19 protein-coding genes and 1 riboswitch are annotated in these 18560 nt (G+C 65.7%); of the genes, 6 read left to right on the plus strand and 13 right to left on the minus strand.

Features of this window, described 5'->3' with window-relative positions; all coding sequences use genetic code 11:
* Positions 1–98 precede the first annotated feature (98 nt).
* Both D1012_RS11460 and D1012_RS11465 read right to left on the minus strand, forming a co-directional pair.
* Positions 99–992: a fructose bisphosphate aldolase gene (locus D1012_RS11460; RefSeq protein WP_118152260.1), complete on the minus strand. Its 894-nt coding sequence runs from the start codon at positions 990–992 to the stop codon at positions 99–101.
* Between the two features lie 184 nt (positions 993–1176).
* Positions 1177–2367, minus strand: a complete 1191-nt coding sequence (locus D1012_RS11465; RefSeq protein ID WP_118152262.1) for a phosphoglycerate kinase — start codon at positions 2365–2367, stop codon at positions 1177–1179.
* Positions 2368–2508: 141 nt separating this feature from the next.
* Here D1012_RS11465 and D1012_RS11470 point away from each other — a divergent pair, with 141 nt between their 5' ends.
* The 3 genes from D1012_RS11470 (at position 2509) to D1012_RS11480 (ending at position 4937) form a co-directional block, all read left to right on the plus strand.
* Entirely contained in the window at positions 2509–3018 is a 510-nt protein-coding gene (locus tag D1012_RS11470; RefSeq protein WP_118152264.1) for a peptidylprolyl isomerase, read from the plus strand.
* Entirely contained in the window at positions 3008–3619 is a 612-nt protein-coding gene (locus D1012_RS11475) for a peptidylprolyl isomerase (protein WP_118152266.1), read from the plus strand. Before D1012_RS11470 ends, D1012_RS11475 begins: the two co-directional genes overlap by 11 nt.
* A gap of 181 nt (positions 3620–3800) precedes the next feature.
* Positions 3801–4937 carry a cystathionine gamma-lyase gene (locus D1012_RS11480; protein ID WP_233517102.1) on the plus strand — a complete coding sequence of 379 codons (1137 nt, stop codon included), beginning with the start codon at positions 3801–3803 and terminating at the stop codon, positions 4935–4937.
* A gap of 193 nt (positions 4938–5130) precedes the next feature.
* On the opposite strand, the gene D1012_RS11485 is transcribed toward D1012_RS11480, so the two are convergent.
* The 11 genes from D1012_RS11485 to pyrC form a co-directional block, all read right to left on the minus strand.
* Complete coding sequence (locus D1012_RS11485) at positions 5131–5787, minus strand: SDR family NAD(P)-dependent oxidoreductase (protein ID WP_118152268.1); 657 nt, start codon at positions 5785–5787, stop codon at positions 5131–5133.
* A gap of 90 nt (positions 5788–5877) precedes the next feature.
* Positions 5878–7341 carry an amidophosphoribosyltransferase gene (purF, locus tag D1012_RS11490; protein WP_118152270.1) on the minus strand — a complete coding sequence of 488 codons (1464 nt, stop codon included), beginning with the start codon at positions 7339–7341 and terminating at the stop codon, positions 5878–5880.
* A gap of 122 nt (positions 7342–7463) precedes the next feature.
* Positions 7464–8060, minus strand: coding sequence for a CvpA family protein (locus D1012_RS11495; RefSeq protein ID WP_118152362.1), 597 nt, complete (start codon positions 8058–8060; stop codon positions 7464–7466).
* 21 nt (positions 8061–8081) lie between these two features.
* Positions 8082–9440, minus strand: coding sequence for a DNA repair protein RadA (radA, locus tag D1012_RS11500; RefSeq protein WP_118152272.1), 1359 nt, complete (start codon positions 9438–9440; stop codon positions 8082–8084).
* A gap of 50 nt (positions 9441–9490) precedes the next feature.
* Entirely contained in the window at positions 9491–9901 is a 411-nt protein-coding gene (locus D1012_RS11505) for a hypothetical protein (RefSeq protein ID WP_118152275.1), read from the minus strand.
* A 7-nt stretch (positions 9902–9908) separates the two neighbouring features.
* Complete coding sequence (locus D1012_RS11510) at positions 9909–10655, minus strand: ABC transporter ATP-binding protein (RefSeq protein WP_118152277.1); 747 nt, start codon at positions 10653–10655, stop codon at positions 9909–9911.
* Complete coding sequence (locus tag D1012_RS11515) at positions 10652–11464, minus strand: MlaE family ABC transporter permease (protein WP_233517103.1); 813 nt, start codon at positions 11462–11464, stop codon at positions 10652–10654. Before D1012_RS11515 ends, D1012_RS11510 begins: the two co-directional genes overlap by 4 nt.
* Positions 11461–12510 carry an alanine racemase gene (alr, locus tag D1012_RS11520; RefSeq protein ID WP_118152279.1) on the minus strand — a complete coding sequence of 350 codons (1050 nt, stop codon included), beginning with the start codon at positions 12508–12510 and terminating at the stop codon, positions 11461–11463. The genes D1012_RS11515 and alr overlap by 4 nt, the downstream gene beginning before the upstream one ends.
* A gap of 211 nt (positions 12511–12721) precedes the next feature.
* The gene (locus tag D1012_RS11525; RefSeq protein ID WP_118152281.1) at positions 12722–14221 is read right to left on the minus strand and encodes a replicative DNA helicase; all 1500 of its coding nucleotides are present in this window, start codon (positions 14219–14221) and stop codon (positions 12722–12724) included.
* Between the two features lie 271 nt (positions 14222–14492).
* Positions 14493–15170, minus strand: coding sequence for an orotate phosphoribosyltransferase (locus D1012_RS11530; RefSeq protein ID WP_118152283.1), 678 nt, complete (start codon positions 15168–15170; stop codon positions 14493–14495).
* 105 nt (positions 15171–15275) lie between these two features.
* Positions 15276–16319, minus strand: coding sequence for a dihydroorotase (pyrC, locus tag D1012_RS11535; protein ID WP_118152285.1), 1044 nt, complete (start codon positions 16317–16319; stop codon positions 15276–15278).
* 119 nt (positions 16320–16438) lie between these two features.
* A riboswitch (TPP riboswitch) is annotated at positions 16439–16541 on the plus strand.
* A gap of 53 nt (positions 16542–16594) precedes the next feature.
* On the opposite strand from pyrC, the gene thiD reads away from it, so the two are divergent.
* From thiD to thiS, 3 genes are read left to right on the plus strand one after another with little or no spacing between them, the layout of a single operon-like run.
* Positions 16595–17398 carry a bifunctional hydroxymethylpyrimidine kinase/phosphomethylpyrimidine kinase gene (thiD, locus tag D1012_RS11540; RefSeq protein WP_118152287.1) on the plus strand — a complete coding sequence of 268 codons (804 nt, stop codon included), beginning with the start codon at positions 16595–16597 and terminating at the stop codon, positions 17396–17398.
* The gene (locus D1012_RS11545; RefSeq protein WP_354002036.1) at positions 17391–18371 is read left to right on the plus strand and encodes an FAD-dependent oxidoreductase; all 981 of its coding nucleotides are present in this window, start codon (positions 17391–17393) and stop codon (positions 18369–18371) included. Before thiD ends, D1012_RS11545 begins: the two co-directional genes overlap by 8 nt.
* Entirely contained in the window at positions 18361–18558 is a 198-nt protein-coding gene (gene thiS / locus D1012_RS11550) for a sulfur carrier protein ThiS (protein ID WP_118152290.1), read from the plus strand. The genes D1012_RS11545 and thiS overlap by 11 nt, the downstream gene beginning before the upstream one ends.
* Positions 18559–18560: the final 2 nt, after the last annotated feature.

Consider the following 18560-nt stretch of genomic DNA (forward strand, 5'->3'; position numbering starts at 1 on the left):
CCTAATGGCCGTGTTCTCCGGCCTTTGGCGAATCATGGCACATCTGATTCGGTTAGGGAATCCCCCTTGCGGGGAATTCCGATCACGTTTGCCTGTGATCAGCCTGCGACCGAGGCCGCGTGGATGCTGTCAATCGCGGCACCCAGAGCCGCGTCAAACTCTGCGTCCGATTGCTGTGCCGACAGCCCTTCGGTCAGGGCGCGGCTGAAGCTGGCGATGATGCCCCGGTTGCGGGCCAGAATGGCATTGGCCGCGTCGCGGCTGTGACCGCCCGACAGCGCCACCACTTTCAGCACGCGCGGATGATCGACCAGCGGCGCGTAAAAATTGTCGACCGTCGGCAGCGACAGTTTCAGCATGACCTTGCGATCTGCGGGCAGGGCGTCGAGGTGCTTCAGGATTTCCTGCTGCAGAATCGCCTCGGCTTGCGGCTTGTCGGTGATCGAGATCGTCACCTCCGGCTCCAGGATCGGCATCAGACCCGCCGCCGCGACCTGATCGCCGACCGCAAACTGCTGGGCCACGATGGCCGCAATGCCCTTGGCATTGGCGGCATTCACCACCGAGCGCTCCTTGGTGCCGAACACCCCCAGCGCCTTGGCGCGGGCCAGCAGCGCATCCAGATCGGGCATCGGCTTCATCAGCTGTACACCGTCAGCCTCGGCCTCCAGCCCCTTGTCGATCTTCAGAAACGGCACCACGCCGCGCTGTTCCCACAGGAATTGCGCGGTCGGAATGCCGTCGATGTCGCGGTCCATGGTCTGTTCGAACAGGATCGCACCCACCACCTTGTCCCCGGTAAAGGCGGGCGACTTGATGATGCGCGACCGCATGGCGTGAATCATGTCATACATCGCCGCTTCGCCCGAATAGGCATCCTCGGTCACGCCATACAGGCGCAGCGCCTTTGGTGTGGACCCGCCCGACTGGTCCAGCGCTGCGATAAAGCCATTGCCCGTGCCGATCTGGTCAGCTGCTTGCGAAGAGGTCATGTCGGTGATCCTTTGAAAACGTCGGAGATTGCCCTTGGATAGCCACATGCGACCGGCCCTGCAATCATGGTGACGCTAACAGCGCGCCGGAAAAGCCGGTCCGTGCCAGAGCGCGCCGCGACCCGCCCGGTTGTTCGGGCGGGCTGGTTTTTGCCGATGGACCGCCGAGGCGGCGAGAGATCGCCTATGCGGTCAGCGCGGCCACGCCGGGCAGCTCTTTGCCTTCCATCCATTCCAGGAACGCGCCGCCCGCAGTCGAGATAAAGGTGAAATCCTCCGCCGCGCCCGCCTGATTGAGCGCCGAGACGGTATCCCCGCCGCCCGCGACCGAGATCAGCTTGCCTTCGCGCGTCAATGCCGCTGCGGATTTCGCCGCCGCATTGGTGGCCGCATCAAACGGGGTCAGCTCGAACGCTCCAAGGGGGCCGTTCCAGATCAGGGTTTCAGACGCCTCGAACACCTTGACGATCGCCGCCACACTCATCGGCCCGGCATCCAGGATCATCGCGTCGGCGGGGCAGGCATCGGCGGCCACCACGTCATGATCGGCGTTGGCCTTGAACTCCCGCGCCACCACCACATCGACGGGCAGGTGAATGGTGCAGCCCGCCGCCGATGCCTTGGCCAGAATCTCGCGGGCGGTGTCGGCCATGTCACGTTCGGCCAGCGATTTGCCGACCTCGATGCCTTGGGCCACCAGAAAGGTGTTGGCCATGCCGCCGCCGATCACCAGATGATCCACCTTGGTCACCAGATTGCCCAGCAAATCCAGCTTGGTCGAAACCTTGGCCCCGCCGACCACCGCCACCACCGGGCGCTTGGGCGTGCCAAGGGCAGCTTCCAGCGCCTGCAGTTCCGCCTCCATCAGCCGCCCCGCCGCGCTTGGCAGCAGATGCGCCAGACCGGCGGTCGAGGCATGGGCCCGGTGCGCAGCCGAGAACGCGTCATTGACAAAAACATCGCCCAGCTTTGCCATCTCTGCCGCAAGGGCGGGGTCGTTCTTTTCTTCGCCGGGGTGAAAGCGGGTGTTTTCCAGCAGCACCACATCGCCCGGTTCGGCACTGGCGATGGCATCGGCTGCGACTGATCCGATGCTTTCCGGGCTGAACACCACCTTGCGGCCAAGGCTGGCCTCCAGCGCGCCCGCAATGTGCGACAGGCTCATCTCGGGCACGACCTTGCCCTTGGGGCGGTCGAAATGCGCCAGCAGCACCACGCGCCCGCCGCGCACGATGATATCCTCCACCGTGGGTCTGATCTTGTCGATCCGGGTGGTGTCGGTCACGCGACCGGCCTCCATCGGCACGTTGATGTCAACGCGGACCAGCACAGTTTTGCCAGCCAGACCGATGTCGTCGAGTGTTTTCCAGCCCATATCGGACTCCCCTGTCGAAATGTCGCCCCCTGTTTCCGCCGGAATGCCGCGCAGGTCAACCGATCTGCGCAAGGCCCCCCTTTCCTTGTGGGCCTTCGATGTTTAGGTTCCGGGCCAGACAACAGTAAGGAGCCAAACCCGATGGCCGAGATCAAAGACCCAGAAAACACCATCATCCTGACGCTGAAAGACGGCGAAGTGGTGATCGAGCTGCTGGCCGATGTGGCCCCGAAGCATACCGAGCGGATGAAGGAACTCGCCCGCGCGAAGGCTTATGATAACGTCTGCTTTCACCGCGTGATCAAGGGCTTCATGGCGCAGACCGGCGACGTGGAAAACGGCAATATGGAAAACAACTTCAACCTGCGCCGGGCTGGCACGGGCGGGTCGGACAAGCCGGATCTGCCGGCCGAATTCTCCAAACTGCCGCATGACCGGGGCACCCTGGGGGCTGCGCGCAGCCAGAACCCGAACTCGGCCAACAGCCAGTTCTTTATCAACTTCGCCGACAACCACTTCCTGAACGGGCAATACACCGTTTATGGCCGGGTGATCTCGGGCATGGAGCATGTCGACAAAATCGCTCTGGGCGAGCCACCGGCCAGCCCGGACCGGATGATCAGCGTGCGGGTGGCTGCCGATGTTGCGTGACCGGTTCATCGCGGGCGGGATCTTCGCCCTGGGCCTCGCGGTTGTCGGCGGCTATGGCATCAGCCAGATGGCAACCCCGGTCATGGCGCAGGCCGAAGATGGCCCCGGCCCCAATCTGGTGATCGAGGTTGCGGGCAGCACCACAGGGCAGATCGTGATCGACATGCTGCCGGACGTGGCGCCGAAACATGTGGAGCAGATCACCGCGCTGGCGAAAGAGGGCGCTTATGATGGCGTCGTGTTTCACCGGGTGATTGATGGCTTCATGGCGCAGACCGGCGACGTGGCAAATGGCAAGGCGGGCGGCAATCTGTCGATGGCGGGGATGGGCGGATCGTCGCGGCCTGATCTGCCGGCGGAATTCTCGGACCTGAGCTTTGAGCGTGGCGTGGTCGGCATGGCGCGCAGCCAGAGCCCCAACTCGGCCAACAGCCAGTTCTTCATCATGTTTGCCCCCGGCGATTTCCTGAACGGGCAGTACACGGTGGTCGGCCGGGTGATCTCGGGCATGGAGGTGGTCGATGCGATCAAGAAGGGCGACGGCGGCAACGGCGAGGTGTCCGACCCTGACCGCATGGAGCGTGTGACGGTCGCTGAGTAAGATGTGACGCGGCCTTTCCGGCGGGATTTCCCGCCGGAAAGGCCGACCATGCCGGGGAGGCTTCCCCCTGTGTTACACCGGGCCATTCTATTTAGTATCAATGGCTTGGCTGTCTCGATTTAACTTATTTTTAACATTTTCCGCCTTCCGGCGGCCCTTGTCATTGCGCAGGGGCTGACCGATGATCGCCCCTGACACATCAGGGGATATTGGGATGGATACCGACATGCAGCGCCGTTTGGCGCAGATGCTTCACCATCGCAGCGCGGGGCTGGAAAAGGGTGATCCGGTGGCGCTGCCGCTAACGACCTCGACCAGCTATCATCTGCCCGAAGTGCAGGGCGCACCCTATATCTACGCCCGCAACGGAACGCCCACCTGGGCGGCGGTGGAGGCGCAGCTGTCGCTGCTGGAGGATGCCGAGGTCGTCACCTTTCCCTCTGGCATGGGCGCGATTTCGGCGGCGCTGTTTGCCACGCTGCGCGCCGGGGAGCGGGTGATTCTGCCGTCGGACGGCTATTACGTGACGCGGGTATTGTCAGAGGGGTTTCTGGCCCCGATGGGCGTCGACGTGGTGCAGATCAAGACGCTGGACTATGCAACGGCGGATTTCACCGGCGCGGCCGTGGTCTATCTGGAGACCCCGTCAAATCCCGGTCTGGATGTGGTTGATATTGCGGCTGTCTGCGCCCGCGCCCATGCGGCGGGCGCGATGGTGATTGTCGACAACACCACGATGACGCCGCTCATGCAGCGCCCGCTGGATCTGGGGGCGGATCTGGTGGTGGCCGCCGATACCAAGGCCCCGGCGGGGCATTCGGATGCGCTGTTCGGCCATGTGGCGGGGCGCGATGCCGCGCGCATGACGCGGGTGCGCGACTGGCGACGACTATCAGGATCAGTGCCGGGGTCGATGGAGGCCTGGCTGGTGCATCGCGGGTTGGAGACGCTGGAGGTGCGGCTGGAGCGGATGTGCGCAACTGCGGGGGTGATCGCCGCGCGGCTGGCAGAGCATCCGGCGGTGCTGCGGCTGCGCTATCCGGGGCTGCCGGACGATCCGTCGTTTGCGCTGTCAAAGCAGCAGATGCAGGGCTTTGGCTTTCTGATCGGGATGACGTTGAAAGATGCGACCGTGGCGGAAGATTTCCTGGCGCGCTGCCCGTATCTCGTGCGCTCCACCAGCTTTGGCGGCACCCATTCGGCGGGCGAGCGCCGCGCACGCTGGGGCGACGCGGTGCCCGAAGGGTTCATCCGGCTGTCGGTCGGGGTGGAGCCGGTCGAGGCGCTGTGGGGCGCGATGGCTGCGGCGCTCGACTGAGCGTGGCCTGTCGCAGGGGCGGGGTGAACCCCGCCCTACCGCGGGTGGCAGCCGTTGCGCCGTGGTGGGTCAACCCGCCCGTGCCGGGCGGAACAACCCACCCTACCTTTGAGTGTTGGGCCGAAGGCAGGGTGTGGCGGGGTGAACCCCGCCCTACCGGGACATGTCGGGCCGTTTTTCTTCGTAACGTATGTCAGATCAACGCGATCAGGCGTGCGGCCTCGTCGCGCGGGCTGAACAGGGCGTCGCGGTCTTCGCCGGGGTAGAATCGGGCGCGCACCGCTGTTGGCATCGGGCGTGGGGTTTCCACCAGCACGCGCGGGCCGATGCGCGCGGATTCCGCCTGCCAGTTGCGGGCGAGGGCGATCTGCCCGGCCTTGCTGGCCCCATACGCCGCGCCAAATTTCTGACCGGCAACCGGATCATCAAAGAACATCGCGGTGCCGGTTTTGGCGCGCAGCAGCGGCTCGATCATGGTGATCAGAAACGCCGTGGCGCGCAGATTGGCGGCGATGGATTTATCCAGATCCTTCATGTCGAGCGAGGGCGCAGGCGCAAGCGCCGTGGCATGGACCGCCGTATGCGCCCAGAGCTGAAGACCGCCCCAGCGGTCGTGGATGGAGCGGCAGAGGTGGCGCATGGCATCCTCATTTGTCACATCCATCGGGGCGAGGGTCAGGCTGCCCGCGCCGGGCAGGCCCGCAGCTTTCACCCGGTCATCAAGATCCTCCAGCCCGCCGACGGTGCGGGCGACCGCCACCACATGCCAGCCGCGCAGGGCCAGTTGTTCGGCCATGGCGGCACCCAGACCGCGCGAGGCGCCGGTGATGAGGGCGATTTTCTGGGTCATGGTCGGCTCCGCTGGCTGGTGTCGGAGCGGGGGTTTCACACCCCCGCACCCCCGTGGGATATTTGAGGACAGAAAATGGGGATGGAGGGGCTATTCTGCCGCCTTCATCTCGAAGCCTTCGGCGATCTTGTCGGACGGGGTGACGGGGTAATCGCCGGAGAAGCAGGCGTCGCAGAATTTGGGGGCCATGGCGTCGCGGCCTGCCGCCTCGCCTGCGGCGCGGTAGAGGCCGTCGAGCGAGATGAATTTGAGGCTGTCGACGCCGATCCAGTCGCGCATCTCATCCTCGGTCATCGTGGCGGCGAGGAGTTTCGAGCGTTCGGGCGTGTCAACGCCGTAAAAGCAGGGCCAGGCGGTGGGGGGCGAGGCGATGCGGAAGTGAACCTCGGCGGCGCCGGCATCAAGGATCATGTCCTTGATCTTGCGGCTGGTGGTGCCGCGCACCACCGAGTCGTCGACGAGGATCACCCGCTTGCCCTTGATCAGCGCGCGGTTGACGTTGAGTTTGAGGCGCACGCCCATGTTGCGGATGGATTCGGTGGGCTCGATGAAGGTGCGGCCCATGTACTGGTTGCGGATGATGCCCATGGCATAGGGGATGCCGGATTGCTGCGAGTAGCCGATGGCGGCGGGGGTGCCGGAATCGGGGACCGGGCAGACCAGATCAGCCTCGACCGGGGCCTCGATCGCCAGTTCCATGCCGATGCGGTGGCGGGTCTCGTACACCGACTGGCCGCCGAGGATGCTGTCGGGGCGGGAGAAATAGACCTTCTCGAAGATGCAGAACCGCGATTGCGCCGGGTGGAAGGGGCGGGTGGAGATCACCTTGTTGCCCTCGATCACCACCATTTCGCCGGGGTCGATCTCGCGCACGAAATCGGCACCGATGATGTCGAGCGCGCAGGTTTCAGAGCTGAGTGCCCAGCCGGAATCGCCGATGCGGCCCAGCACCAGCGGGCGCACGCCAAGCGAGTCGCGCACGCCGATCAGCTTGGTGCGGGTCATGGCGACGACGGAGAAGGCGCCTTCGCAGGCGCGCAGGGCGTCTTTGATCCGCTCGGACAGGTTCTTCTGGATTGAGCGCGCCATCAGGTGGATGATGCATTCGGAATCGGAGGAGGACTGGAAGATCGAGCCGCGCTCGATCAGTTCCTTGCGCAGGGCACTCGCATTGGTCAGGTTGCCGTTATGCGCGATGGCGCAGCCGCCCATCGAGAACTCGCCGAAGAAGGGTTGCACGTCGCGGATCGCGGTAGCGCCCTTGGAGCCGGCGGTGGAGTAGCGGACATGGCCGATGGCGAGCTGGCCGGGCAGGGTATCCATCACGTCGGCTTTGGTGAAGTTGTCACGCACATAGCCAAAGCGGCGGGCCGAGTTGAAGCCGTGTTCGGGGTGATAGGCGACGATGCCGCCCGCCTCTTGCCCGCGATGTTGCAGGGCGTGCAGGCCAAGGGCGGTGAAATTTGCCGCATCGGAGACGCCGATGACGCCAAAGATCCCGCATTCCTCCTTCAACTTGTCATCATCAAAGGGGTGGGACAGGAAGGGACGCATGGGGCTGCTCCATCTGGGTCAGATGCGCCACCCTTTACGGCATGGTCACGCCAGTGTCACGTGCATTGCAGCAGAGGAACGGTGCCATTTTGCTGCAATGCGGCGTTTGCGTTGTCTTCGGGTCAGTTCCCGGCGGGGGCCGGTTCGGCGGCGGGCGTGGTGGCAGGCACGGCGCAGGCGGCGGTCAGGTCATTGTAGCGCGAGACGATCCAGCCCGGCGCATCGGCGGGGATGGTGCTGTCGATATTGGCCTGAAAACTGGCAAAGACCTTGGCAGAGCGGGAATTATCTACCATCGGGACAGTGTTGGCGGCCACGGCGCGGTCGTAGACGATAAAGGCCACCGCCACCAGAATCACGCCGCGCGCCACCCCGAACAGAAAGCCGAGCGCTTGGTCGATGCCGCCGATGGCGGAGCGTTGCACGACGCTGGAAAACAATGGCGTGAAGAGCGCCGCGATGACCAGACCGACCGCGAAGACGAGCGCGAAGGCCCCGATGATCGACAGCTCACAGCTGTCGCCGAGGAAATCGCCGACCACCGGCAGTTCCTTGATCAGCGGTTGGGCGGCGGGGGCGAAGATGAAGGCCAGCACGGCGGCCCCGATCCAGCCTGCGATGGCCATCGCCTCGCGCACAAGGCCGCGTGAATAGGCCAGGATCGCAGACAGGACGATCACGCCCGCCACGATACCATCTACCAGAGTAAAGCCTTCCATCATCCGCTCCTTTGTGCCGCGTCAGCCTGCGCCGAACATTTCGCCGACAAAGGCGGTCAGGTCGGGCATCTGGCGCAGACGCATATCTGTTCCGCCCACGGTTTTCGACCCCGTGGGCAGCGTGGCCTGCTGAAAACCAAGTTTCGAGGCTTCTTTCAACCTGTTTTCGGTCTGGCCCACCGGACGCAGCGCGCCCGACAGCGAGATTTCCCCGAAAAGCACCATGTCTGGCGGAATTGCCACATCCTCACGCGCGGAAAGCAGCGCACCGGCGACGGCCAGATCGGCAGCGGGCTCGTTGACGCGCAGGCCCCCGGCCACATTGAGGAACACATCAAGGCCGGTAAACGGGATGCCACACCGCGCCTCCAGCACCGCGAGAATCGTCGAGAGCCGCCCCGAATCAAGCCCGACCACAGTGCGGCGCGGGGTGCCGAGGGTGGAAGGTGCGACCAGCGCCTGAATTTCGGTCAGCACCGGGCGCGTGCCCTCGATTCCCGCAAACACCGCCGAGCCGGGGGCCGGGCGGTCGCGGTCAGACAGGAACAGCGCCGAGGGGTTGGTCACCTGCGCCAGACCATTGCCGGTCATCTCGAACACGCCGATCTCATCCGCCGGGCCGAAGCGGTTTTTCACCGCGCGTAAGATGCGGAACTGGTGGCCACGCTCGCCCTCGAAATAAAGCACGGTATCGACCATGTGTTCGACCACGCGCGGGCCGGCGATCTGGCCCTCTTTGGTGACATGGCCGACCAGCACCACCGCCACGCCACGTTTCTTGGCGAAGGTCACCAGCTCGTGCGCTGCGGCGCGGACCTGAGAGACGGAGCCGGGGGCGGCCTCGACCGTATCGAGCCACATGGTCTGGATCGAATCGATGATCGCAAGCGCCGGGCGTTCGGCATCCAAAGTGGTCAGGATGTCGCGCAGGTTGGTTTCCGCGCCAAGACCGACCGGGGCATCCTGCAACCCCAGACGCTGGGCGCGCATCCGCACCTGTGCGGCGGCCTCTTCGCCGGAAATATACAGGACTTTCAACCCGGTGCGGGCGAAACTTGCGGCGGCCTGCAACAGCAGCGTGGATTTGCCGATGCCGGGATCACCGCCGACCAGAATGGCAGAGGCGGGCACCAGCCCGCCGCCAAGCACCCGGTCGAGCTCGTCAATGCCAGATGAGGCGCGCGGCGGCGGGTCTTCTTCAGTGGCAAGGTCGGTGAGCTGGATGGCGCGGCCCTTATGGCCCAGCGATTTGGGGCCAGCGGAAAGCGGGGCCTCCTCGACAATGCTGTTCCAGGCACCGCAAGCATCGCAGCGGCCCTGCCATTTCTTGTGGGTCGCGCCGCAGGCGGTGCAGGTGAAGCTGGAGGAGGATTTGCTCATGCGACTGACTAGCGCGGAACGGGGCCGGTCTTCAAGCCTTGCGGGCGGGATCAGAGCGGCAGGTCATAGCCCATCAGGTCGCGCAACAGGGCGACGCCGGTGGTCAGGATCAGGGTGATCATGAAGGTGACCACGATGCTGTTGGCCGCCAGCAAAAAGGGTTCGTGCCATTTGGCCTGACGCCCCCAGGCAGAGACCAGCCAGAACCAGCCGATCACCGACACCACCCGCCCCGGCAACACCAGTTCGGGCACCAGAGGCTGCGGCCAGATCATCCAGAGCGTGTAGAGCGCGACAGCGGCGATCAGCAGCAGCCCCCGGCGGTCACCGATCCGCCATGTGGCATAGCCAGACAGCGCGATGGCAAGCGGGGTGATGAGGATCAGGGTCTGGACCAGAGTGCGCCAGATCGAGGGCTGTTCAAAGACGAAGGACAGATCAACCTGAAACAGCGGGTCCATCGCGCGCCTACCGGATTGCGTTGATCGGGCCGGTGGCGCGGCCATGGATGAACTGTTGCACGTAAGGGTCGGGGCAATCATCCATTTCCGCGACAGGGCCGGTCCATTTGATGGTGCCTTCGTGCAGCATCGCCACCTCATCCGCGATGGCGCGGACCGATGACATGTCGTGGGTGATGGTCATGGCCGTGGCCCCCATCTCGACCACGATCTCGCGGATCAGGTCATTGATGACGCCGGCCATGATCGGGTCCAGCCCGGTGGTGGGTTCGTCGAAAAAGATGATCTCGGGCTCGGCGGCGATCGCGCGGGCGAGGCCGACACGTTTCTGCATGCCGCCGGAGAGTTCGGCGGGGTAGAGGTCGGCCACCTGCGGGCCAAGGCCGACGCGGCGCAGTTTTTCCAGCGCGATGGCGCGGGCCTCATCCTTGGGACGGCGGGCAGCGCCGCGCATCAGGCGGAAGGCGACGTTTTCCCAGACCCGCAGCGAGTCGAACAGCGCACCGCCCTGAAACAGCATGCCGAACCGGGCGAGGAAGGCATCGCGCTCGGCGCGGCGCACGTCTTGCCCATCCAGCGCGATGGTGCCGCTGTCGGGCGTGACCAGACCCAGCACGGATTTGAGCAGCACCGATTTGCCGGTGCCGGAACCGCCGATGATCACCATGCTTTTGGCGGTGGGGATCGTCAGGTTAACCCCGCGCAGGACGTGGTTGTTTCCAAACGACTTTGTGACATCTGACAGGGTGATCATGAGGTAAAGAACACCTCGGTCAGCAGGTAGTTGGCGGCGAGGATCAGGACAGAGGCGGCGACAACGGCGGATTTGGTGGCTTTGCCCACGCCTTGCGCGCCGCGACCGGAGTTCATGCCGTGGTAGCAGCCCAGAAGCGCCACGATGAAGCCGAAAGCCGCCCCCTTGACGAGGCCGGAGCCGACATCCCAGACCTCCAGAAAGTCGATGGTGTTCTTCAGATAAGTGACCGAGTTGAAGTCGAGCCGGGTCACGCCGACCAGCCAGCCGCCCATGATGCCGATGGCATCGCCGACCCCGACCAGCACCGGCACCGCAAGAGTGGCCGCCAGCACGCGCGGCACCACGAGGTATTTCATCGGGTTGGTCGACAGGGTGGTCAGCGCGTCAATCTGCTCGGTCACCTTCATGGTGCCAAGCTCGGCGGCGATGGACGAGGCGACACGCGCGGCAACCATCAGCCCGCCCAGCACCGGCCCAAGTTCGCGCACCATGCCGATGGCGACGATGGAGGGCACCACGGCTTCGGCATTGAAGCGCGCGCCGCCCGAGTAGATCTGCAGCGCAAGTGCGCCGCCGGTGAACAGCGCGGTGAGGCCGACGACCGGCAGGCTGCACCAGCCGATCTGCAGCACCTGCGCACCGAACTCGCGCCAGTAGAATGGCGGGCGGACCAGATGGCCCAGCGTAGCGGCGGCAAACAGCACCACACGCCCGATGGACGCAAGCGCGCCAAGGGTAGACCGTCCGATGCTGCGCAGGGCGAGGCCAAGGTGGCCCAAGCTCCGTGGGTCCGGGGCTGCGCTCACGCGCTGCCCTCCTGATAGCGGCGGGTGTAGCGGGGGCCGAGCGAGGTGAGGATCTCATAGCCGATGGTGCCGGCAATATCGGCCAGATCGTCCACCGTCTGATGCGGGCCGAGGATGTCGAGCGCGCGCGGCACATAGGACAGATGGCTGATGTCGACGGTGATCAGATCCATCGAGACCCGGCCCACCAGCGGGCAGGGGGTGTCGCCATCCCACAGCACGGCATTGTTGGACAGCGCGCGCAGCAAGCCGTCGGCATAGCCGCCAGAGACGGTGGCGATCATGCTGGGCACGTCTGCGGTCCAGCCACAGGCATAGCCGACCGACTCGCCAGCCTGCACCACCCGGGTCTGGATCACCGGCAGCGACAGGCCGACCACACGGGACGCGCCTTCATAGGGCCGTCCGCCATAAAGGCCGATGCCGGGGCGGGTCAGGTCGAAATGGTATTTCGGACCGAGCAGGATGCCGCCGGTCGCGGCCAGCGAGCGCGGAACCCCGGTGCCATCGGTCATGGCGTGAAAGGTGGCAAGCTGCAGCTCGTTGAGCGCATGATCGGGCTCATCAGCGCAGGCCAGATGCGACATGATCAGTTCCGGCCCGGCCTCCAGCACGAAGGGGGCCACCGCCTCCCATTCCGCCTCTTCCATGCCGAGGCGGTTCATGCCGGTGTCGAGCTGCACACCAAACGGCAGGCCGGGCAGCGATTCCAGATGGCGGGTGACCTGATCAATGCTGTTCAGCATCGGGCACAGGTCGAGGTCGTGCACCATTTCGGTATCGCCGGCCATATGGCCCGACATCACGCAGATCTGCGGCCCCGGCCCGAGGGCCTGACGCAGGGCCGCGCCCTCTTCGGACACGGCGACGAAAAACCGCCGCGCCCCGGCCTGTGCCAGCGCGCGGGCGACGCGGGTGATGCCGAGGCCGTAAGCGTCAGCCTTGACCACGGCCGCGGTCTGCACGCCGGAGGCCGAAGCACGGTCCAGCGCGCGCCAGTTGGCGGCGATGGCATCAAGATCAATGGAGAGGGTCGCTGTTGTCATGGGGGTTTGTTGTCAGATCATGCGCGAGGGTCAAGCGGAAAAGGCGGTGTCGGCGGGAACGGGGCGGGCTTGGGGGGCATCGAGCCCCCCGCGCCCGCTGCTGCCGCAGGATGGGTCTGTGGCGTGGCGTGGGCGGAGAGGGTGGGATGCCTCCGGCGGGAGTATTTGGAAAAGCTGCAATGCAAAGGGGCGGCGCGGCGGTCTGGCGGTGTCAGTAGCCGGGGCCGTCGCCTTGCCAGGGTTTGGCGAGGTTGCCGAAGCGGGTGAAGCGGCCCTCGAAGCTGAGCTCGACCGACCCGATCGGGCCGTGACGCTGTTTGCCGATGATCACCTCGGCCTTGCCATGGACCTGTTCCATCACCGTCTGCCAGGCGGCCATCTTTTCCAGCTCGTGATCGCCCGGCTTTTCGCGTTCTTTGTAATATTCGTCGCGGTAGACGAACATCACCACATCGGCATCCTGCTCGATCGAGCCGGATTCGCGCAGGTCAGACAGCTGCGGGCGTTTGTCTTCGCGCGATTCCACCTGACGCGAGAGCTGCGACAGGGCGATGACCGGGATGTTGAGCTCTTTGGCGATGGCTTTCAGCCCTTGGGTGATTTCCGAGACTTCCTGCACCCGGTTGCCTTCGGAGCTTTTGGCCGAGCCTTTGAGAAGCTGCAGGTAGTCGATCATCAGCACGTCAAGCCCATGGGTCCGCTTCAGGCGCCGGGCGCGGGCGGCGACCTGGCTGATCGGCAGCGCAGGCGTGTCGTCGATGTAGAGCGGGCAGGATTCGAGCTGTTTGGCCGCTTCGACAAAGCGGCGGAATTCGGTTTCGGTCATGTCGCCGCGGCGGATTTGTTCGGAGGGCACTTCCGAGGCCTCGGAGAGAATCCGCGCGGCGAGCTGTTCGGCGCTCATCTCAAGGCTGAAAAAGCCGACGACGCCGCCTTCGACTGCGCCCTCATGGCCATCGGGTTTGCGGCCGCGCTTGTAGGCTTTGGCGACGTTGAAGGCGATGTTGGTGGCGAGCGAGGTTTTGCCCATCGACGGGCGACCGGCGAGGATCAGGAGGTCGGATTCGTGCAGGCCCCCCAGCTTTTTGTCGAGATCGGTGAGGCCGGTCGAGATGCCGGCAAGGCCGCCGCCGCGCTGATAGGCGGCGTTGGCCACGTTCACTGCATCGGTGACCGCCTTGAGGAAGGACTGAAAGCCGCGTTCGGCCACGCCCTGTTCGCCCAGTTTGTAGAGCCGCTGTTCGGCCTCGACGATCTGCTCGCGCGGTTCCGACGCCATGTCGACCTTGGCCGCCTTGGCGCTGATGTCCTTGCCAAGTGCTATCAGCTCGCGGCGCACGGCGAGGTCGTAGATCATCTGGGCGTAATCGCGCGCCGCATAGGCAGAAATCGCCGCCCCGGCCAGGCGCACGAGGTAGGCCGGGCCGCCGAGTTCCTTGAGCCCGTCATCATCCTCGAAGAACGGCTTCAGCGTGACCGGGCTGGCGAGGGCGTTTTTCTGGATCCGGGCGGCGGATTTTTCATAGATGCGCTGGTGGACCGGATCATAAAAATGCTCGGATTTCACCGTGCTGGCGATGCGGTCGTAGACATCGTTGTTGGTCAGGATCGCGCCCAGAAGCTGCTGCTCGGCCTCGATGTTGTGCGGCAGGGTATCGGCTTCGGGCGCGGCGGCGGGAAGGTCGGTTCTGATCTTGGCTACTTCGTTCATGTCCTGCCCTTGCCCCCCGGATGAAGTGTGCGGTTTAGCCTGTCCGGGCGGGCGGGGGCAAGCCGGGACAAAGCTGTGCATAACCCTGTGCATGGCCCCTGTCGCAGGCCGCAGATCGTGTCAGGCAACAGGACCGCCCCAAGATGTAGCGGTTGGTGGGGCAGCGTAGCAGGGTCTTTCGATTCTGACGACCGCTTGTCCACATGCTGTGCACAGGGTTTTCCACCGGCGCGTCACAGCGCCGGCGGAAAATGGCGCAGCTGCCGCAGCGTCAGCTTTTGCGGGCGTCCTGCCAGGCGCGGGGGGCTTTGAGGAAGGCCTCGACCTCGGTCAGAGTGGACTCGTCAAAGATCGCCTGAGCGCGGGCTTCGGCCAGCACATCCCACCAGGTGCACAGATGGTGCAGCGCGACGCCGTGGTCTGCCAGACGTTCGGTGGTGCCGTCAAAGATGCCGTAGTAGAAGATCACCGCCGTATGGGCGCAGGTGGCCCCGGTCTCGCGGATGGCATCGACGAAGGACAGTTTTGATCCGCCATCGGTGGTCAGATCCTCGACCAAGAGCACGCGCTGGCCCTCGGTCATCACCCCTTCGATGCGGGCGTTGCGGCCGTAGCCTTTGGGCTTTTTGCGCACATAGGTCATCGGCAGGGCAAGGCGCTCGGCCACCAGCGCGGCGAAGGGGATGCCAGCGGTCTCGCCCCCGGCGATGTTGTCAAATGCCTCGAAGCCTGCGTCGCGCATCACGGTGACGGCCATGAAATCCATCAGCATCGCGCGGATGCGCGGGTAGGAGATCAGCTTGCGGCAGTCGATATAGGTTGGCGATGGCAGGCCGGAGGCGAGGGTAAAGGGCGTCTCGGCGTTGAAATGCACCGCCTTGATTTCCAGCAGTGCGCGGGCGGTCAGGCGGGCGATTTCTTCGCGGGGGGGGAAAGAGGTGGGGATCATGGCGGCAGTCCTTGCTATGGCTTTGCTGCTTTCCAAATACTCCCGCCGGAGGCTCCTGTCGGTGCCGTTGGTGCCTCCGGCGGGAGTATTTGGGTAAGCAGCAACTCAGGCTTCCACGGCCCAGTGGACCGGATAGTCGGGGTTGAAAACGGTGACGGGGCCAGCCTCGGTGTAGATCTTTTCGGGCCAGATTTGCGGGGTGTCGTGTTTGACAAGGCGCAATTGGCTGTCATTGGCGGGCAGGCGGTAGAAGGCCGGGCCGTTGAGGCTGGTGAACGCCTCCAGCCGGTCGAGGGCGGTGTCTTCCTCGAACACATGCGCGAGCAGCGGCATGGTGTTGGTGGCGGTGAAGCAGCCCGCGCAGCCGCAGGCCTGTTCCTTGGCGGCATCGACATGCGGGGCGGAATCGGTGCCGAGGAAAAAGCGGCCCGCGCCGGAGGTGGCGGCGGCGCGCAGGGCGAGGCGGTGACGCTCGCGCTTGGCGACCGGCAGGCAGTAGTAATGCGGTTTGATGCCACCGACGAGGATGTGGTTGCGGTTGATGATCAGGTGATGCGTGGTGATCGTGGCCGCCAGATCCGGGCCGCCGGAGAGCGCGTAATCCACCCCGTCCTGCGTGGTGATGTGTTCCATCACCACCCGCAGACCGGGCAGGCGACGGCGCAGCGGGTCGAGCACGGTGTCGATGAACACGGCCTCGCGGTCGAAGATGTCAACCTCGGGCGTTGTCACCTCGCCATGCACGCAGAGCGGCAGGCCGATTTCGGCCATTTTCTCCAGCACCGGCATGACCTTGTCCACATCATGCACGCCGCCGTGCGAGTTGGTGGTGGCCCCGGCGGGGTAGAGCTTGACCGCCTTGACCAGACCGGAGGCATGGGCGGCTGCGACATCGGCGGCGTCCGTTGTCTCGGTCAGGTAGAGCGTCATCAGCGGCTCGAACGCCGCGCCCGCCGGCAAGGCCGCGAGAATGCGGTCGCGGTAGGCGCTGGCCTGCGCGCCGGTGACGACCGGCGGCACCAGATTGGGCATGATGATGGCGCGGGCAAAGTGGCGCGCGGTTTCGGGCAGCACCCCTTGCAACATCGCGCCGTCGCGCAGGTGCAGGTGCCAGTCATCGGGGCGGCGGAGCGTGAGGGAATGGGTCATCCGCTCCGGTTACCGCAATCTCTGTGCGGTTTCCAGTGGGGAGTTCGGCGGGCGGCTCGCGGTTTTCGCGTGTCGGTGAACCCCCCTTGTCAGTCGGAAATCTTCGGTCTAGCGTTGCGGCACAACCGTTGGGGTGCCCTGTCATGGGGCTGAGAGGTGTTATGCCAACCCATCGAACCTGATCCGGGTCATACCGGCGTAGGGAACGGTGCATCGAGGGCGCAAAGCGCCCGGAGTCCGTCTCCTTGCGATTTTGATGAAGCAAGGAGGGGCATGTGGTTCCCATCGCGTTGACGATTGCAGGCTCTGATTCTGGCGGTGGCGCCGGGATTCAGGCGGATCTGAAGAGCTTTTCGGCTTTGGGCGTCTATGGCGCCTCGGTCATCACCGCACTGACCGCGCAGAACACCCGCAGCGTGCGGGGAATCGAGGCTGTCAGCCCGGCGATGATCGCGGCGCAGATGGCGGCGGTGTTTGACGATCTGGCGGTGCGGGCGGTCAAGCTGGGGATGCTGGGCGGGGCCGGGGCGATTGCGGCGGTGGCCGCAGGGCTGTCGGGCTGTGCGGTGCCGGTGGTGCTGGACCCGGTGATGGTGGCAAAATCTGGTGACCGGCTGTTGCCGCAAGAGGCGCTGGCGGCGCTGCGCAGTTTGCTGCTGCCGATGGCCACGGTGCTGACCCCGAACCTGCCCGAAGCCGCCGATCTGCTGGGCTGTGCCCCGGCCGGTTCCGAAGCCGAGATGGGGGAGCAGGGGCAGGCGCTGCGGGCGCTGGGGCCGCAGGCGGTGCTGATGAAGGGCGGGCATGGCGCGGGCGCGGACTGTGTCGATCTGCTGATCACGGCAGAAGGCATCACCCGGCTGAGCGCGCCCCGGCAGGTCACCCGAAACACCCATGGCACCGGCTGCACGCTGTCGGCGGCGATTGCTGCCGGGCTGGCGCAGGGGCTGGCGCTGCCCGAGGCGGTGGGGCGGGCGCATGGCTATCTGCAGGGCGCGATTGCCGCTGCGGATGGGTTGGGCGTGGGCTCGGGGCAGGGGCCGGTGCATCATTTTCATGCGGTGTGGGCCGATGGCTGATCGCGCCATGGCCGATGTCACGGTGATCGGGGCCGGAGTGGCGGGGCTGTGGGCGGCCTATGCGTTGTGTGAGGCCGGTCTGACCCCGCGCCTGATCGACCGCAGTGGCCCGCCCGGCCCGCATGGCTGTTCGTGGTGGGCGGGCGGGATGCTGGCCCCCTGGTGCGAAGGTGCTGTGGCCGAGCCGGTGATCACCCGCCATGGCGCGCAGGCCGCAGCGCATTGGGCCGGGGTGACGGAAGTTACGCAGCGCGGCACGCTGGTGGTGGCCATGCCGCGCGACAAGGGGGAACTTGCGCGCTTTGCCCGCCGGACCACGGGGCACCGGGCGGTGGCGGATCTGGCCGCGCTGGAGCCGGATCTGGCCGGCGCGGGGCAGGGATTGTTCTTTGACGCCGAGGCGCATCTGGACCCCCGCGCGGCGCTGGCCGGTCTGGTGGCGGCGCTGGCGGCGCGGGGCGTGGGGATCATGCAGGCCGATGCCACGCCGGAAACGATACCCGGCCCGGTGATTGATGCGCGCGGCCTGGCGGCGGGCCTGCCCGGCTTGCGCGGGGTGCGCGGCGAGATGCTGCTGCTGCGCGCGCCCGAAATCCGGCTGTCTCGCCCGGTGCGGCTGCTGCATCCGCGCCACCCGCTCTACATCGTGCCGCGGGCGGAGGGCGTGTTCATGCTGGGGGCCACGCAGATCGAAAGCGAGGACCGGCGCGGCGTGTCGGCGCGGTCGATGCTGGAGCTGTTGAGTGCGGCCTATGCGCTGGACCCGCGCTTTGCCGAGGCCGAGGTGCTGGAAACCGGCGCCGATCTGCGCCCGGCTTTTGCCGACAATGTGCCGCGTGTGCAGGTGCGGGGGCGGGTTTTGCAGCTGAACGGTCTGTTCCGGCACGGCTATCTGATGGCCCCGGCACTGGCGCTGCAGGCGGTGGACTATCTGACCAGGGGCATCAAGGGGGATCTGGTGCATGAAGATTGAGGTGAATGGCGCAAGCCATGAGGTGCAGGCCGCAACCGTGGCCGGGGTGCTGGCTGAACTGGGCTGGGGCGAGGCGCGGGTGGCGACAGCGCTGAACGGCGCGTTTGTGCCAAAGGCCGCGCGCGGGACGATGGCTGTAACCGAAGGGGACCGGCTGGAAGTGCTGGCCCCGATGCAGGGGGGCTGAGC

This window comes from Pseudotabrizicola alkalilacus (assembly GCF_003443995.1).
Taxonomy (GTDB): Bacteria; Pseudomonadota; Alphaproteobacteria; order Rhodobacterales; family Rhodobacteraceae; genus Pseudotabrizicola; species Pseudotabrizicola alkalilacus.

Excerpts from the sequence above, each read along its gene's own strand:
- D1012_RS11460 (WP_118152260.1), bottom strand. The coding sequence starts at position 992 with ATGACCTCTTCGCAAGCAGCTGACCAGATCGGCACGGGCAATGGCTTT.
- D1012_RS11465 (WP_118152262.1), bottom strand. The coding sequence starts at position 2,367 with ATGGGCTGGAAAACACTCGACGACATCGGTCTGGCTGGCAAAACTGTG.
- D1012_RS11470 (WP_118152264.1), top strand. The coding sequence starts at position 2,509 with ATGGCCGAGATCAAAGACCCAGAAAACACCATCATCCTGACGCTGAAA.
- D1012_RS11475 (WP_118152266.1), top strand. The coding sequence starts at position 3,008 with ATGTTGCGTGACCGGTTCATCGCGGGCGGGATCTTCGCCCTGGGCCTC.
- D1012_RS11480 (WP_233517102.1), top strand. The coding sequence starts at position 3,801 with ATGATCGCCCCTGACACATCAGGGGATATTGGGATGGATACCGACATG.
- D1012_RS11485 (WP_118152268.1), bottom strand. The coding sequence starts at position 5,787 with ATGACCCAGAAAATCGCCCTCATCACCGGCGCCTCGCGCGGTCTGGGT.
- purF (WP_118152270.1), bottom strand. The coding sequence starts at position 7,341 with ATGCGTCCCTTCCTGTCCCACCCCTTTGATGATGACAAGTTGAAGGAG.
- D1012_RS11495 (WP_118152362.1), bottom strand. The coding sequence starts at position 8,060 with ATGGAAGGCTTTACTCTGGTAGATGGTATCGTGGCGGGCGTGATCGTC.
- radA (WP_118152272.1), bottom strand. The coding sequence starts at position 9,440 with ATGAGCAAATCCTCCTCCAGCTTCACCTGCACCGCCTGCGGCGCGACC.
- D1012_RS11505 (WP_118152275.1), bottom strand. The coding sequence starts at position 9,901 with ATGGACCCGCTGTTTCAGGTTGATCTGTCCTTCGTCTTTGAACAGCCC.
- D1012_RS11510 (WP_118152277.1), bottom strand. The coding sequence starts at position 10,655 with ATGATCACCCTGTCAGATGTCACAAAGTCGTTTGGAAACAACCACGTC.
- alr (WP_118152279.1), bottom strand. The coding sequence starts at position 12,510 with ATGACAACAGCGACCCTCTCCATTGATCTTGATGCCATCGCCGCCAAC.
- D1012_RS11525 (WP_118152281.1), bottom strand. The coding sequence starts at position 14,221 with ATGAACGAAGTAGCCAAGATCAGAACCGACCTTCCCGCCGCCGCGCCC.
- D1012_RS11530 (WP_118152283.1), bottom strand. The coding sequence starts at position 15,170 with ATGATCCCCACCTCTTTCCCCCCCCGCGAAGAAATCGCCCGCCTGACC.
- pyrC (WP_118152285.1), bottom strand. The coding sequence starts at position 16,319 with ATGACCCATTCCCTCACGCTCCGCCGCCCCGATGACTGGCACCTGCAC.
- D1012_RS11545 (WP_354002036.1), top strand. The coding sequence starts at position 17,391 with ATGGCTGATCGCGCCATGGCCGATGTCACGGTGATCGGGGCCGGAGTG.
- thiS (WP_118152290.1), top strand. The coding sequence starts at position 18,361 with ATGAAGATTGAGGTGAATGGCGCAAGCCATGAGGTGCAGGCCGCAACC.